Raw genomic sequence first — 14,235 nt, 5'->3', positions numbered from 1 at the left:
AACCCGGCCCAAGTCAACCGGAGCAACCCATGTCCATCGACATCGACACCGCCCGCAAGGTGGCGCATCTGGCGCGGATCCGCGTGCCCGAAACCGACCTGCCGAAACTGGCCGAGCAGCTCTCGGGCATCCTCACCTTCATGGAACAGCTCAACGAAGTGAACGTCGACGGCATCGAGCCGATGACCTCGGTCACGCCGATGCGGCTGAAACGGCGCGCGGATGTGGTCACGGACGGCAACTATCCCGAAGCCGTGCTGAAAAACGCCCCCGATGCCCGCGAGGGTTTCTTTGCCGTGCCGAAGGTGGTCGAATGAGCCTGAACAAACTGACGATCGCCGCCGCCCGCGATGCGCTGAAGGCGGGCGAAGTGACCTCGGTCGAGATCACCGAGGCCTGCCTGGCCGAGATCGACGCCGCGGGCGCGCTGAATGCGTTTTGCGCGAAAACCCCCGAGATCGCGCTGGCGCAGGCGAAGGCCGCCGATGCCCGGATCAAGGCGGGCGATGCCCCGGCGATGTGCGGGATTCCGCTTGGGATCAAGGACTTGTTCTGCACCAAGGGCGTTGCCTCGCAAGCCGCCTCGCGCATCCTCGAGGGCTTCAAGCCGGAATATGAATCGACCGTGACGCAGAACCTCTGGGATGCGGGCGCGGTGATGCTGGGGAAACTCAGCATGGACGAATTCGCCATGGGGTCGAGCAACGAAACCGCCTGCTATGGTCCCGTCGTCAGCCCGTGGAAAGTTGATGACCGGCAATTGACGCCGGGGGGCTCCTCGGGCGGCTCGGCCGCCGCGGTGGCCGCCGATCTGTGCCTGGCCGCGACCGGCACCGACACCGGCGGCTCGATCCGCCAGCCCGCCGCCTTCACCGGCATCGTCGGCATCAAGCCGACCTATGGCCGGGTCTCGCGCTGGGGCGTCGTCGCCTTCGCCTCCTCGCTCGACCAAGCCGGGCCGATGACGAAATCGGTGCGCGATGCGGCGATCATGCTCTCCACCATGGCCTCGAACGACGCCAAGGATTCGACCTGCGCCGATATCCCGGTGCCGGATTTCGAAGCGGCGCTGAGTGGCGACATCCGCGGCAAGAAGATCGGCATTCCGCGCGAATACCGCATGGAGGGCATGCCCGCCGAGATCGAAAAGCTTTGGTCTGACGGCGCGGCGATGCTCCGCGATGCGGGCGCGGAAATCGTTGAAATCTCGCTGCCGCATACGAAATACGCGCTGCCCGCCTATTATGTCATCGCGCCCGCCGAGGCCTCCTCGAACCTCGCGCGCTATGATGGCGTGCGCTACGGCCACCGCGCGAAGCTGTCGGCGGGCGAGGGCATCGTCGACATGTATGAAAAGACCCGCGCCGAGGGCTTTGGCCCCGAGGTGCAGCGCCGCGTGATGATCGGCACCTATGTGCTGTCGGCCGGCTTCTATGACGCCTATTACAACCGCGCGCGCCGGGTGCGGGCGCTGATCAAGCAGGACTTCGATCAGGCTTTTGCCGCCGGGATCGATTCGATCCTGACGCCCGCGACGCCGTCCTCGGCCTTCGGGCTGGGCGAGATGAAGGATGCCGACCCGGTCGAGATGTATCTCAATGACGTCTTCACCGTCACCGTGAACCTGGCCGGTCTGCCCGGCATTTCGGTGCCGGTGGGGCTGGATGCCAAGGGCCTGCCGATGGGGCTGCAGCTGATCGGCCGTCCCTGGGAAGAGGGCGATCTGCTCAATCAGGCGCTGGTGCTGGAAAAAGCCGCGGGCTTTGCCGCGAAACCGGTGAAATGGTGGTAAGGAGATAAGGCGATGCGCAGGGCAGGCGGGTTCGTTCTGATGGGGCTGGCGCTGGCGGCTTGCGAGCCCTCGGTGCCGAATTCGGCGGCGGGCGTGGGCTTTGGCGACTATCAAAGCTATCAGCAGCAGCGCGAAGCCGCCCTGCAGGGGGCGCCGCTGAGCGCCACCACCCTGCCCGCGCCCGGGGCGCCCGCAAGCTCGACCGCGGCGCTCGATGCGGCGGCGGCAAAGACGACGCAGGGCACGATCGGCGCCGATGCGATCGCCGCGCTGCGCGCCACCGCGCCCTCAAGCCCCGGCCCGGCCCCGGTCAATCCGGCGACCGGCGAATATGTTGGCGTGAACGGCCAGCCGCGCGCGCCCGGCCTGCCGATGGATGCGATGTCGCATTTCGATGGCACCCGGCCCGCGCCGGTCACCGACATGACGACGCAGGGCGCGGCGGGGCCGAACCTGGCCGCCTATGCGCTGGCCGCAACGAACAGGCTTGGCCAGAAGGTCTATGAGCGCAACGGCTTCAAGATGACCTCGACCGAGAAGGCCTGCGCGAAATTCGTCTCCTCCGATCTGGCGCAGCGGGCGTTTCTGGAAAAGGGCGGCCCGGTCAAGGACCCGGGCAACCTTGATCCCGATGGCGACGGCTTTGCCTGCGCCTGGGATCCGCGCCCCTTCCAGGCGGCGCGGAAGTGACCGAGGCCCCCGCCTCTCCGAATTTCGGAGAGCGGCGCGGCGGCGCGCAGCCCGAGCTGATCGTTCTGCATTACACCGGCATGGAAAGCTGCGCCGCGGCGCGGGCCCGGCTCTGCGATCCGGCGGCCGAGGTTTCGGCGCATTGGCTGATCGCCGAGGATGGCAGTGTGCAAGCCCTTGTTCCGGAACGCTTTCGCGCCTGGCACGCCGGGGCGGGCGGCTGGATGGGGCAGGGCGACATCAATTCCCGCTCGATCGGGATCGAACTGGCCAATTCCGGCGACGCGCCCTTCCCCGAGCCGCAGATGGCGGCTTTGGAACGGCTCTTGCCCGAGATCATGGCGCGCTGGGGCCTTGGCCCCGAGGCGGTGATCGCCCATTCCGACTGCGCGCCCGGGCGCAAGATCGACCCCGGCCCGCGGTTCGACTGGGCGCGGCTTGCCCGGCAGGATCTGGCGATCTGGCCCGCGCCTGAAGGCCGTCTGCCACCCGTCACGCCGGACGCCTTCCTCGCTCTGGCCGAGACCTTCGGCTATCCCGAGGCGCAGGTCGAGGTGCTGCTTGCGGCGTTCCGGCTGCGCTTCCGGCCGCGGCACGAAGGCCCGCTTGACGCCACCGACATCGCGATGATCAACGATCTGGCCTTGCGCTTCGGCTCGGATGGCGGCGCCTGGCGGTCCAGCTGAGGCGGGGGGCTCTGCCCCCCGGCTGCGCCTCCCCCCGGGATATTTGCGGCAAGATGAAAGCCAAACCCGGCCTTCCCTTCATCTTGCTCCAAATATCCCGGGGGTATGGGGGCGGAGCCCCCATTGACCTTTGTCCGGGGCGCGGCGTATCAGGGCCGGGCGCGGAAGACCGGATGACCGCGGCGGCCCATAGCTCCGTTTCGCGGATAGCTGGGCGGCCGAGGAAAGTCCGGACTCCATGAAGCAACGGTGCCGGGTAACGCCCGGCGGGGGCAACCCCAGGGAAAGCGCCACAGAGAAGAGACCGCCCTGCTTGCAGGGTAAGGGTGAAACGGTGGGGTAAGAGCCCACCGCGGGACTGGCAACAGGACCGGCACGGCAAGCCCCACCGGGAGCAACGCCGAATAGGGATGCCGCGCCGCAACCGGAAACGGGGGACGGCAGGGGAGCTTCGCCCCGAGGTGTCCGGGTTGGCGGCTTGAGGCTGCGGGTGACCGCAGACCCAGAGGAATGGTCATCCAGGGGGCAACCCCGGACAAAATCCGGCTTACAGGTCTTCCGCGCGCCTGCCGCCTTTCGGGGCGGCGGCCTGCGGGTCTTTTCGCTTTGGCGTGATTCCTCTTGAACCGCGGCGGATGTGCCCCGAGATTGAGAGCCGAAGGCAAGCGGCGGCAGAGCGACGCGATCGGTCGCCTCCGGGCGCGATCCGGGCCGGATCGACACCATCAAACCGGGAGGAACGGGATGAGTTTCGTCAAGACATTGGCCACGCTGGCGGTGGGTTTCGCCGCCGCCAAGGGCGTGCAGAAATTCCAGCAGGCGGGCGGGATCGACGCGATGAAGGGCGCGCTGCGCGATGCGGGCAAGCCCGGCGGCATGGCCGAGCAGATGGGCGACTGGGCGGTCCGGATGGGCGTTCCGGGCGGCAAGGAGACGGTCAGCCGGATGCTGGCGAATTTCGGCACCCAGGCCGCGGCGGCGACCGAGACGGCGCAGACGAATATCGGCGCGATGCTGGGCTCGATGAGTGCGGCGGCGGGGACCGGGGCGAAGGGGCTGGGCGACATGCTGAGCACGGCTTTGGCCGATCCGGCGGTGGCGGCGGGCGCCGAGGAGCACGCCAAGCTGATGATCCGCGCGATGATTCAGGCCGCCAAGGCCGATGGCACGATCGATGACGCGGAACGGGCGCAGATCCTGGCGCATCTGGGCGAGGCGAGCGCGGAGGAAGTGGCCTTCGTGCAGGCCGAGCTGGATCGGCCGATCGACATTGTCGGGCTGGCGAGCGATGTCCACGAGGCGGCGCGGGTGCAGGTCTATTCCGCCGCGCTGATGGCGATCACCGTCGATACCGAGGCGGAAAAGACCTATCTGCGCAGCCTTGCGGCGGCTTTGGCGCTCGATCCCGAGACCGTGGCGCAGGTGCATCTGGGCATGGGCAAGCCCGCGGTGTGATCCGGCCCGGGAGGCTGCGAAAAAACGCGCCGTCGCGCGCCTTTGCGGTTGACTCCGCGCGGCGGCTGACTAAAAGGCAGGCTTCAAGGATTTCGCGGATGCAGGCGCATCCGACTCTGGGAGACTGAGAATGGCGAAGCCGACGACGATCAAGATCCGTCTGAACTCGACGGCGGGCACCGGGCACTTCTATGTGACCAAGAAGAATGCCCGCACCATGACCGAGAAAATGACGGTGAACAAATATGACCCGGTCGTGCGCAAGCACGTCGAATACAAGGAAGGCAAGATCAAGTAAGATCTTGCGGACCGCAAGGGTTCAGGCCGTCCTTCGGGGCGGCCTTTTGCTTTGCCGCGCGGCGGTCAGATCAGGAGCAGCGCCAGCACGAAGACGCCGGTGAAGACCGCCCCCGCCAGCACCCAGAGGGTTGGGCGCGCGGCCAGATCGCCAAAGGGCGGCGGCGCGGCAAGATCGGTCCGATGCGCCGGAAGCGGCGCCGGATCCTGCTGACGCTTGCGCCCGGTCGGCTGGGCGATGGCTTCGGGCCCGTCGCTGTCGGGCGGGGCCCGGGTGCCCTGCGCGCCGGGCGGGACCGGCGGCGGATGCGGGGCATGGGGATCGAAACTGTCGTCCGTGGCGGCCAGCAGCGGCGCGGGCGGATCGTCGGAATGGGGCGCGCGGCGGTGCTGCGCGCCGGGCAGGGCGCGGGTGGCCGCCTGTTGCGCCAGAACCGCCTGCAGCGCCGTGGGGTCGACCAGCATCTGTGCCGCCACCAGCGACATCGGCGTGGCGGCGCCGCCTTGCGGGGCCGTGGTGGCGGTGGTTGTGGCGGTGGCCAGCGCCTCGGCCGAGAGCGCGGTGGCCCGCGCCATCAGGGATGCCGCGCGGTCTGCTGTGGCGCCCGGCAGCGGCATCTCGGCCGCGGGGCCCGGGCGGGGCTGGGGCGTCGGGGCCGCATCAGGCAGGTCCGGCAGATCGGGCAGGGGGATCGGCCCCTGTCGGACGGTCTGGGCCCCGTGCGGCAGCGGCAGGGAGTGCGTCCCCGCGGGCAGCGGGCTGGGGGCGGTGGGCAGAGGCAGGGGCGTCAGCATGAGCGGGCCTCGGGCAAAACATGCCCGAGGATGACAGGAATTGGTGAACGGGGTGTTAAGGCCGCCCGGGCAGCGCCTCGGGTTCGGGACGCGGCGGGCGGGGCGGTCGCGGCGGCGCGGGCACGCGGAACACGGCGCAATAAAGCGCAGGTGCGAAGACCAGCGTCACCAGCGTGCCCGCGATGATCCCCCCCATCATCGCAAAGGCCATCGGCGCCCAGAACACCTCGCGCGAGATCGGGATCAGCGCCAGCGAGGCGGCGGCGGCGGTGAGCAGGATCGGCCGCGCCCGGCTGTCGGAGGCCTCGAAGACCGCGTCCCAGCGGCTTTTCCCGGCGCCGATCAGCACCTCGACCTCGGCCATCAGGATCAGCGAATTGCGGATCAGGATGCCGACCAGCGCCAGCACGCCCAGAATCGCCACGAAGCCAAGCGGTTGCCCCGAGGGCAGCATGGCCGCGACGACGCCGATCAGGCCCAGGGGCGCCACCGCCAGAACGATGAACATCAGCCGGAAGCTTTGCATCTGCACCATCACAAGGGTGAGGATGATCAGCACCATCAAGGGCACGACGGCGACGATCGGCGCCTGGCTTTCGCCGCTGGATTCCGCGACGCCGCCCGGCTCGATCGTGGTTCCGGCGGGCAGCCGCGCCATCTGCTCGGCAATCGCCGGGGCCAGATCGCGGGTCACCGTGGCGGGCTGGTTCGCCCCCACCACCGCGGCCTTGACGGTGATCGTCGGCACCCGGTTGCGGGCATGCAGCACCGGCGCCTCCATCTGCCAATCGAGCGTCGCGAAGCTGAGCAGCGGCACCGGCACCCCCGAGGGCGAGGGCAGCTGCAGCGAGGCGAGCGAGCCCACCCGCGAGCGGTCCGCCTCGGCGCCGCGGGCGAGCACATCGACCAGCGTCTGACCGTCGCGCAATTCGGTGATGGTGACGCCCTCGAACAGCGTCTGCAGCGCCTGCGCCACGTCCTTTTGCGTCAGACCAAGCTGGCGCAGCCGCTCCTGATCCAGCACGACGCGGGCAACCCGCACCGGCTCGCCCTCGTCGAGCGTGATGTTCGACAGCCGCGGATCCTGCGCCAGCCGCTCGGCCAGCCGCCGCGCCTCGGTCAGCAACAGGCCGCGGTCCGGCCCCATCAGACGGTATTGCACCGGCTTGCCGACCGGCGGCCCCAGCTCGATCAGCTTCGAGAACACATCGACCCCGGGCAGTTTCGCGGCATGATCCGCCAGCGCCTGCCGCAGTGCGTTGCGCTCCTCGAGCCCCGTCGTCATCACCACGATCTGGCCGATGAAGGGCACCGGCGTCGGCGCGTCAAGCGAGAGCAGGAACCGCGGCGCGGAGCGGCCGACATAGGTTGTCCAATAGGCGGCCTCGGGGCGGGTGGCGAGCCAGCGGTCAAGCTCTGCCATCGCGCCGTCGGTCGCCGCAATCGCCGAATTCTGCCGCATCGTCACGTCGATCAGCAATTCCGGCCGGTCCGAGGCGGGGAAGAATTGCTGCTCGATCTGGCGCATGCCGTAAAGCGAGGCGCCAAAAAGCGCGACGGTGAGCACGATGGTCAGCCAGCGCGCCCGCATCGCGCCCCGCAACAGCGCGTGAAAGCCGCGCCGCAGCCGACCCGGGGTGGCGTCGTGATGCGGCATCGTCTTCGGCAGGAAACTGGCGCCGATCAAGGGCGCAAACAGCACGGCGACGACCCAGCTCAGCATCAGCGAAATCGCGATGACGTAAAAGAGCGACAGCGTGTATTCCCCGGCCTGGCTGGAATTCAGCCCGATCGGAATGAAGCCCGCGACGGTGACCAAGGTGCCCGAGAGCATCGGAAAGGCGATCGAGGTCCAGGCATGCGAGGCGGCTTTCGCGATCGTGTCCCCGGCCTCCAGCCGCGCGATCATCGTTTCGATGGCGATCATCGCATCATCGACCAGAAGCCCCAGCGCGATGATCAGCGCGCCCAGCGAAATCCGCTGCAGCGTCACCCCCATCGCCTCCAGAATGACGAAGGTCAGCGCCAGCACCAGCGGGATCGACATCGTCACCACAAGTCCCGCCCGCCAGCCGAGCGAGACGAACGAGACCAGAAGCACGATCGCCACCGCCTCGGCCAGCGCGCGCAGGAAATGGTTCACCGATTGCTCGACCACCTGCGGCTGATCGGCGACCTTGTGCAGGGTGATGCCGACCGGCAATTCGGCCGCCACCCGGTCCATCACCGCGGTCAGCTCGGCGCCGAACTCAAGGATGTTGGCGCCCTGTTTCATGCCGATGATCAGCCCCACTGCGGGCTGGCCGTTGTAGCGAAAGAGGGTGTCGGGCGGGTCGGCAAAGCCCGCGCGGACGGTGGCGACATCGGAGAGCCGAAAGAAGATCTCGCCCACCCGCAAGGGCGCCGCGGCCAGTTCGGCGGCATCGGCAAAGCGCCCCGACATCCGCACCGCGATCAGCTCGTCGGCGGTGCGGATCACGCCCGAGGGCACGATGGCGTTCTGCGCGGCAAGGGTTCCCAGCACCTGCGCCTGATCCAGCCCCAGCGCGGCGAGCTTGCGGGCGGAAAATTCGACATGGACAACAGGGTCTTGCGTGCCGATCAGCTCGACCTTGCCCGCCGCCTTCAGCGTCAGCACCGCCGAGCGGACCTTTTCCACCCGGGTCTTCACCTCCTGCGGCGAAAACCCGTCGGCGGTGAAGGCATAGATCGAGCCATAGACATCGCCGAAACTGTCGTTGAAATAGAACCCCGCGAATTCCGCCGGGAAATCCGGGCGGATGTCGGCCATCATGTTGCGCACCTTCTGCCAGGTGCGCGTCACCGCCTCGCCCCTTGTTTCGGGGGTCAGTTCCAGCTGCACCACGGCGCGGCCCGGAAAGGTTTCCGAGCGGGTGAACTTCAGGTTCGGCAGTTCCTGCAGCTTCTTCTCGATCCGGTCGGTGACCTGTTCGCGCGTCTCCTCGGCGGCGGCGCCGGGCAGGATCGCGGTGACGATCATGATCTTGATGGTGAAGGAGGGGTCTTCCTCGCGGCCAAGGTCGCGATAGGCCAGAACCCCCGCCACAAGCGAGACGAGGATCAGATACCAGACCATCGAGCGATGCCGCAAAGCCCAGTCGGACAGGTTGAACTTCATGGCGATACCCTTGGTCCGAGAGATTGGCCCGGCGTGATCGAGCGGATGCCGCGGATCACCACCTCGTCGCCCGCAGTCAGGCCCGAGGTGATCACGACACGGTCGTCAAGGCGTTGGCCAAGCGTCACCGGCACCGCTTCGGCGCGCCGGTCCGGGCCAAGGCGCCAGACCTGCGGCGGGTCGGTGTCGGGGCGGATCGCGGCCAAGGGCAGGGTCAGAAGCGGCGCCTCGGGCAGATCGAGCCGCGCGGTGACCAGCGTGCCCAGCCGCAGCGCCTGACCGCCGCCCTCCAGCGAGATCCGCAGCCGATGCGCCCGGGTCGAGGCATCGGCGACCGGCTCGATCAGCCGCAGCCGCCCGGGCAGGGTCTGCGGGCCGTCGCCGCGGGTCTCGATGGTGAAGCGGGCGTCTTTCGGCAGCACGGCCAGCATCTCGTCGGGCACGTCGATCACCGCCTCGCGCCCGGCGGCGGTGGCCAGACGCAGAACCGGCGTGCCCGGGGTGACGACGGCGCCGGGCTCGGCCAGGATCTGGCTGACGACGCCCGCCGAAGGCGCGCTCATGCGGCCGAAACGTTCGGCATCGCGCGCCCGGCTCAGATCGGCGCGGGCGCGGTCGACCGCGGCGCGGGCGGCGGCGGCCTTGGCCGCGGCGGCTTCGAGCGTGGCCAGCGGCGCCACCCCGCGGCGTTGCAATTCCTGTGCCCTCTCAAGGCTTTGCCGGGCGAAATCCGCCTCGGCCCGGGCCGCGCGCAGACCGGCCTCGGCGGCGGCGACATCCTCGGCCAGCGTCACCTGATCGAGCGTCGCCAGCACCTGCCCGGCCGTGACCGCATCGCCCAGATTGACCGGCCGGGTCTCGATCCGGCCCGCGGTCTGAAAGCCGAGCGTGGTTTCCACCTCGGCCGCGATCACGCCGGGAAAATCGCGCGTGGCGATCGCCGAGCCGGTGACGATTTCCGACACCACCGGGCGGACCAGCGCCTCGGCAAGCGCGGGGGCAGGGGGGATGGCAGGGGCAAGCGCCAGCAGGAGAAGCGAGAGCGGGCGGATCATGGCGTCGTCTCCGTCGGCCGGACGGCGCGGCCGGGGTAAAGCAGATGCGCGCCGCGGGCGACGACCAGCGCCCCTTCGGAGAGGCCCTCGGCGACATCGATGCCGCGGTCGGTATAGCGCGAGATCCGCACCGGGCGCAGCGTGGCGCGCCGGGTTTTCGGATCGATCGTCCAGACCGCGGGGCCGCCATCCTTCGTCACCAGCGCCGTCCAGGGCAGCCCCATCGCCGAGCCGAGCGGCAGATCCAGCACGGCGACGATCGCGGTGCCCAGCCCCGGGGCGGGGGCGTCCTCGCGCAGCTTGCCCTTGACCCGCACGGTGCCGGTGGCGCCCGCGACGAGGGGCGCGATCTCGGTCACCACCGCCTCCATGACGGGGCCGGTCCCCTCGACCGGGCGCAGCGTCACGCGGCGGTCGCGAAAGCGGTCGAGCGCGGGGAAATCGGGAACGTACAGCACGGCTTCGCGGGCGCCGTCGCGGGCGAGCGTCAGCACCGTCTGCGCCGCGCCGACGATCTGGCCGGGCTCGGCCGAGCGGGCGGTGACGATCCCCGCGGCGGGGGCGGTCAGGGTGCAATCGGTCAGCGTCTGCCGGGCCTTGGCCAGCGCGGCCTGGGCCTGATCCTGGGCCGAGCGGGCGGACAGCGCCGCCTCGGTCGCGGCATCCAGCGCGGCCTGGGTCGCCGCGCCGCGCTGGGTCAGCTCTGCCGCCCGGCTCCGCGCCTGTTCCGCCTGGGTCAGCATCGCCGCCGCCGCATCGGCCTGCGCCTTGGCGCCGCGCAGCGTCGCGGCGGCCTGGGTCGGGTCCAGCTCGGCCAGCACCTGGCCTGCCTGCACCTGATCGCCCACCTGCACCTTCAGCGCGACGATCCGCCCGCCGGCGCGAAAGCCCACGGGCACCGCCTCGGCCGCCTCGATGCTGCCCGACAGCTCGAAATGCACGAAGACCGGCGCGGTATGGGCGGTCACGACCTCGACCGCCAGCGGCGTTTCGGCGGACAGGGGAGGGGCGAAGGGGATCAGGCCTGCCAGCACAAGGACCGGAAGGGCGGGGCCTTGCCACGCCGTCTTGCGCATCGTCTCTCCCTTTTGTCGCGGTTCCGGGCGTCGGACGGATTGATTCGGGACGCTCTTGCCGAACGTTCGCGCGATCATAGGGCAGGAAAACCGACAAGGAAGCGTTGATGCGCGCAAGCCCCCATGCCGTTGCGACAAAACCGAAGGCGCCCCCCAAGGGGCGCCGCAAGCCGGGCCGCAAGCCGGGCCGGGGCCGGGCTTATTTCGCGGTGTAGATCTGGTCGAAGAGGCCGCCGTCGCCGAAATGCTCGGGCTGCGCCTTGGCCCAGCCGCCGAAATGCGCGATGTCCACCAGTTCGAGCTTCGGGAACCGCGCCACATCGGCCGGATCGGCTTTCGAGGCATCCCAGGCGCGGTAGAAGTTCTTGTAGGCGATCGCCTGGCCCTCGGGGCTGTAAAGGAAGTCCAGATAGGCCGTCGCCAGTTCCTTCTGGGCGTCATTGGCGATGTTGCCTTCGACCAGCGCCACGGGCGGCTCGGCCAGAACCGAGACCGAGGGCACGACGATGTCGAACTGATCCTCGCCCAGTTCCTTCAGCGACAGGTAGGCCTCGTTTTCCCAGGCCAGCAGCACATCGCCGATGCCGCGCTGGGCAAAGGTCGTCGTCGCCCCCCGCGCGCCGCTGTCAAGGACCGGCACATGGGCGAAAAGATCCTGCAGGAAGGCCTTCGGATCCTGACCGTTCTTTTCCGCCCAGGCCCAGGCGGCCAGATAGTTCCACCGCGCGCCCCCCGAGGTCTTCGGATTGGGCGTGATCACCTCGACCCCCTCCTTGACCAGATCGCCCCAGTCGGTGATCCCCTTCGGATTGCCCTCGCGCACCAGAAACACGATGGTCGAGGTATAGGGCGAGGAATTGTGCGGCAGCTTGCCCTGCCAGTCCGCGGGCAGCTTGCCCGCCTTGGCGATCTTGTCGATGTCGGAGGCCAGCGCCAGGGTGACGACCTGGGCGTTCAGCCCCTCGATCACCGCGCGCGCCTGCGCCCCCGAGCCGCCATGCGAGGTCTCGATCTTCGGCGCGTCATGGCCTGCGGCGGTCCAGTGTTCGGTGAAGGCCTCGTTGACCTCGCGGTAAAGTTCGCGCGTCGGGTCGTAGCTGACGTTGAGCAGGGTTTCGGCCTGCAGCTGCGGCGCCCCGGCAAGGCCCGCCAGCAAAAGCGCCACCAGCGCGCTGGTGGTGCGGGCGATCCGGGCGATCGGCCAGCCGGTCAGGCGGCGGGCGCCATCGGCGATGGTGACGCGGCCATCGGCATGGTCGGCGGTCTTTTGGCCCTGGGCGGTGATGTGACGGGACAGCGAAATCGTGGTGAGCATGGGGTCTCTCGATCAGGAAAGGGGGTGCGGAAGCGGGCGGGACGGGATCGGACCCGGAGCGTGGGGGCCCGGATGGCGCGGGCCGAGGCAGGTCATTTCCCGCATCGGCGCGCGCAGGCTTGCGGCGGGAGCGGTCTGAACAGGACGGATCATCGGCATCTCCTTTCCGGCGGGTGATCGGCGTGATGCGTATAATATCCACCGGTGAAGTCGTGATTATCAAGGGAATAATCACGCCTTATTTTGTCGTGCTTTTGGAATTTTATTCTCCGCCCTGAGGGGCTCTGGCCCGACGCGACGACGGGTCGGGACCATCTGGCAACGGAGGTGGCGAGGTCGGGCCTCAGGGCGGTGAACCTCCCGCAGGCCGCGATGGCGGGGGCCGGGGCGTCGGGCAACGGCGAGACGCCGGAAGGGGGGCGGGGCAGAAGCGATCTTCCACGCGGCTTTGGGACTTGACGACATGGGGGCGTGACGACCCGGAAGCCGCCATTGCCACCTCCGACAGGTTCCGTCCCGGTTTCGCCCGCGCGCGGTTGAGAGCGGTCGATTTTTTGCACAAGAAAGTGACGATACCCTCTGGACAGTCCCGGCGCCCTCGTCTAGTAACCCGGCACCAACACCGGCTTGATGATCTTGTCGAGCAGGCCCGGTGCCCAGATAGCTCAGTTGGTAGAGCAGCGGATTGAAAATCCGCGTGTCGCTGGTTCGATTCCGGCTCTGGGCACCACTTTAAACCCACGAAAACAAAGCAAAATTTTTTTTAGCGCTGAGGCTGCATTATTGTGCTCACCGGGTTCTGGGCTACATCTGGGCTACATTCCGCGCTCGCTAGGTCTTCTTGCGTCATGTGCGGATACCTCTCGATAGGCAGATGGTAGCGTGGTGCGCCTGCGCCGTCTTGTCACCCGACAAAAACACCCGGTACATCGGACAAAAACCGGGAACAGCTGGGAATAGCCGGTAACAGACGATTTGTGTCGATAGATCATAGCGTTATGATTGCTATGGGCTTCCAGCGTGCGCTCGAACTTTGCACTTTGTGCCGCGCGGTGATGACGGTGCCATCGCTACATGAGGCTTGATCTCCTATCCACGTCACTTCGGTACGCTCCGGTGCAAACCCCATTCAAGCCTTATTTTATTGGGATTTTGCGTTGCGGTCGCGACATTGGCGCGGCGGAAACTTTGCACTTTTGACGCATCTTGTTGCGCCTAGTGCAAAGTTATTTAATATCAGTGGCTTACGCGGTGAATCCATGCAGAGGCGGCGCTTTGGCCGCGCCTGGCACCGGAAACGGGCAATGCGTTCAAGCTATGCGCCCGCCGCATAGCCTTGCGGGTACCGCCCAGACCTGCCATCAGGCGCCACCGCCAGACATGCCCCTCAGTTGTCGATGCGCAGCATGCGATACCCGGCGCCGCCACTGTCCGCCGCGCCGATCTTGACTTTCTTGGTCACGGTGACCCCTCCGATCTTCGTCAGCAGCGTGGCACTGGTCTGGTTGTCGGCCGCCGGAGCCTGAAACACCGCCAGCGTCAGACCCGCGGCGATCAGCTCCCAGTAATCGTCCGTCGAGACAAGGCGCCCGCCACTGCCGGGATCGCATTCGAGGTTGACCGACTTGGCGCCAACCCGCGCCTGCAATCGGGCGCGGGCAGCGCCGTCGGTGCTGTTGTTGACGATCGCCAGCAACGATGCCCCCGCCCAGTCCTTGACGAAGGCGCCGAAATACCCGGCCAGCGGCAGGGACTGGCCGAAAACGAACCCGCCGGTGTTTTCGCGGTCATATTGCCATCCTTCGCCCACAGCCGCCGAGCCGCCACCGTTTGCGTAGGCGTCCCAGGCAAGATCGGAGGCCTCCCAATATCCCGCCCCCGTCATGTGGATGTAGGCGTCCGTCGGATCCCAAAACACCTGCGGCAGCAAGTTCG

The 14,235-nt window shown here is 68.2% G+C and carries 11 protein-coding genes, 1 tRNA gene, 1 other RNA gene and 1 pseudogene; 8 read left to right on the top strand and 6 right to left on the bottom strand.

The features are described from left to right. Positions 1–29: 29 nt before the first annotated feature. The 7 genes from gatC (at position 30) to rpmG (ending at position 4,921) form a co-directional block, all read left to right on the top strand. Complete coding sequence (gene gatC, locus LY44_RS00070) at positions 30–317, top strand: Asp-tRNA(Asn)/Glu-tRNA(Gln) amidotransferase subunit GatC (protein ID WP_055209390.1); 288 nt, start codon at positions 30–32, stop codon at positions 315–317. Beyond that, positions 314–1,792, top strand: coding sequence for an Asp-tRNA(Asn)/Glu-tRNA(Gln) amidotransferase subunit GatA (gatA, locus tag LY44_RS00065; protein ID WP_055209392.1), 1,479 nt, complete (start codon positions 314–316; stop codon positions 1,790–1,792). Before gatC ends, gatA begins: the two co-directional genes overlap by 4 nt. Positions 1,793–1,804: 12 nt before the next feature. Next, positions 1,805–2,482, top strand: coding sequence for a hypothetical protein (locus tag LY44_RS00060; RefSeq protein ID WP_065118339.1), 678 nt, complete (start codon positions 1,805–1,807; stop codon positions 2,480–2,482). After that, on the top strand, positions 2,479–3,168 hold the full coding sequence (locus tag LY44_RS00055) for an N-acetylmuramoyl-L-alanine amidase (protein ID WP_055209396.1): 690 nt from the start codon (positions 2,479–2,481) through the stop codon (positions 3,166–3,168). Before LY44_RS00060 ends, LY44_RS00055 begins: the two co-directional genes overlap by 4 nt. A gap of 161 nt (positions 3,169–3,329) precedes the next feature. Then, positions 3,330–3,734, top strand: an RNA gene (gene rnpB / locus LY44_RS00050) — RNase P RNA component class A. Positions 3,735–3,912: 178 nt separating this feature from the next. Continuing rightward, positions 3,913–4,623 (top strand): DUF533 domain-containing protein, encoded by a 711-nt coding sequence (locus tag LY44_RS00045; protein WP_055209398.1) that lies wholly within the window; start codon positions 3,913–3,915, stop codon positions 4,621–4,623. A 130-nt stretch (positions 4,624–4,753) separates the two neighbouring features. Continuing rightward, positions 4,754–4,921: a 50S ribosomal protein L33 gene (gene rpmG / locus LY44_RS00040; RefSeq protein ID WP_011750518.1), complete on the top strand. Its 168-nt coding sequence runs from the start codon at positions 4,754–4,756 to the stop codon at positions 4,919–4,921. A gap of 65 nt (positions 4,922–4,986) precedes the next feature. Here the strand turns inward: rpmG and LY44_RS00035 are convergent, their stop codons facing one another. From LY44_RS00035 to LY44_RS00015, 5 genes are all read right to left on the bottom strand, one after another. Continuing rightward, positions 4,987–5,496 (bottom strand): hypothetical protein, encoded by a 510-nt coding sequence (locus tag LY44_RS00035; protein WP_146707183.1) that lies wholly within the window; start codon positions 5,494–5,496, stop codon positions 4,987–4,989. Between the two features lie 274 nt (positions 5,497–5,770). Next, on the bottom strand, positions 5,771–8,854 hold the full coding sequence (locus LY44_RS00030) for an efflux RND transporter permease subunit (RefSeq protein WP_055209402.1): 3,084 nt from the start codon (positions 8,852–8,854) through the stop codon (positions 5,771–5,773). Beyond that, the gene (locus LY44_RS00025; protein ID WP_055209404.1) at positions 8,851–9,909 is read right to left on the bottom strand and encodes an efflux RND transporter periplasmic adaptor subunit; all 1,059 of its coding nucleotides are present in this window, start codon (positions 9,907–9,909) and stop codon (positions 8,851–8,853) included. The genes LY44_RS00030 and LY44_RS00025 overlap by 4 nt, the downstream gene beginning before the upstream one ends. Continuing rightward, positions 9,906–10,985, bottom strand: a complete 1,080-nt coding sequence (locus LY44_RS00020) for an efflux RND transporter periplasmic adaptor subunit (protein WP_055209406.1) — start codon at positions 10,983–10,985, stop codon at positions 9,906–9,908. The genes LY44_RS00025 and LY44_RS00020 overlap by 4 nt, the downstream gene beginning before the upstream one ends. Before the next feature lie 199 nt (positions 10,986–11,184). Further along, positions 11,185–12,300: a sulfate ABC transporter substrate-binding protein gene (locus LY44_RS00015; protein WP_055209408.1), complete on the bottom strand. Its 1,116-nt coding sequence runs from the start codon at positions 12,298–12,300 to the stop codon at positions 11,185–11,187. Positions 12,301–12,954: 654 nt separating this feature from the next. On the opposite strand from LY44_RS00015, the gene LY44_RS00010 reads away from it, so the two are divergent. Next, positions 12,955–13,030: transfer RNA gene (locus LY44_RS00010), tRNA-Phe, on the top strand. A gap of 657 nt (positions 13,031–13,687) precedes the next feature. On the opposite strand, the pseudogene LY44_RS17765 reads toward LY44_RS00010, so the two are convergent. Next, positions 13,688–14,235: pseudogene (locus LY44_RS17765) on the bottom strand (sialate O-acetylesterase); the annotation flags it as partial.

This window comes from Rhodobacter capsulatus (assembly GCF_003254295.1).
Taxonomy (GTDB): domain Bacteria; phylum Pseudomonadota; class Alphaproteobacteria; order Rhodobacterales; family Rhodobacteraceae; genus Rhodobacter; species Rhodobacter capsulatus.
The sequence above is the reverse complement of the archived record's forward strand: the minus strand, read 5'-3'. Positions and strand labels throughout refer to the sequence as shown.

Bases quoted from the DNA above. Each gene is read 5' to 3' on its own strand.
- gatC (WP_055209390.1), top strand. From the start codon at position 30: ATGTCCATCGACATCGACACCGCCCGCAAGGTGGCGCATCTGGCGCGG.
- gatA (WP_055209392.1), top strand. From the start codon at position 314: ATGAGCCTGAACAAACTGACGATCGCCGCCGCCCGCGATGCGCTGAAG.
- LY44_RS00060 (WP_065118339.1), top strand. From the start codon at position 1,805: ATGCGCAGGGCAGGCGGGTTCGTTCTGATGGGGCTGGCGCTGGCGGCT.
- LY44_RS00045 (WP_055209398.1), top strand. From the start codon at position 3,913: ATGAGTTTCGTCAAGACATTGGCCACGCTGGCGGTGGGTTTCGCCGCC.
- rpmG (WP_011750518.1), top strand. From the start codon at position 4,754: ATGGCGAAGCCGACGACGATCAAGATCCGTCTGAACTCGACGGCGGGC.
- LY44_RS00035 (WP_146707183.1), bottom strand. From the start codon at position 5,496: ATGGCGCGGGCCACCGCGCTCTCGGCCGAGGCGCTGGCCACCGCCACA.
- LY44_RS00030 (WP_055209402.1), bottom strand. From the start codon at position 8,854: ATGAAGTTCAACCTGTCCGACTGGGCTTTGCGGCATCGCTCGATGGTC.
- LY44_RS00025 (WP_055209404.1), bottom strand. From the start codon at position 9,909: ATGATCCGCCCGCTCTCGCTTCTCCTGCTGGCGCTTGCCCCTGCCATC.
- LY44_RS00020 (WP_055209406.1), bottom strand. From the start codon at position 10,985: ATGCGCAAGACGGCGTGGCAAGGCCCCGCCCTTCCGGTCCTTGTGCTG.
- LY44_RS00015 (WP_055209408.1), bottom strand. From the start codon at position 12,300: ATGCTCACCACGATTTCGCTGTCCCGTCACATCACCGCCCAGGGCCAA.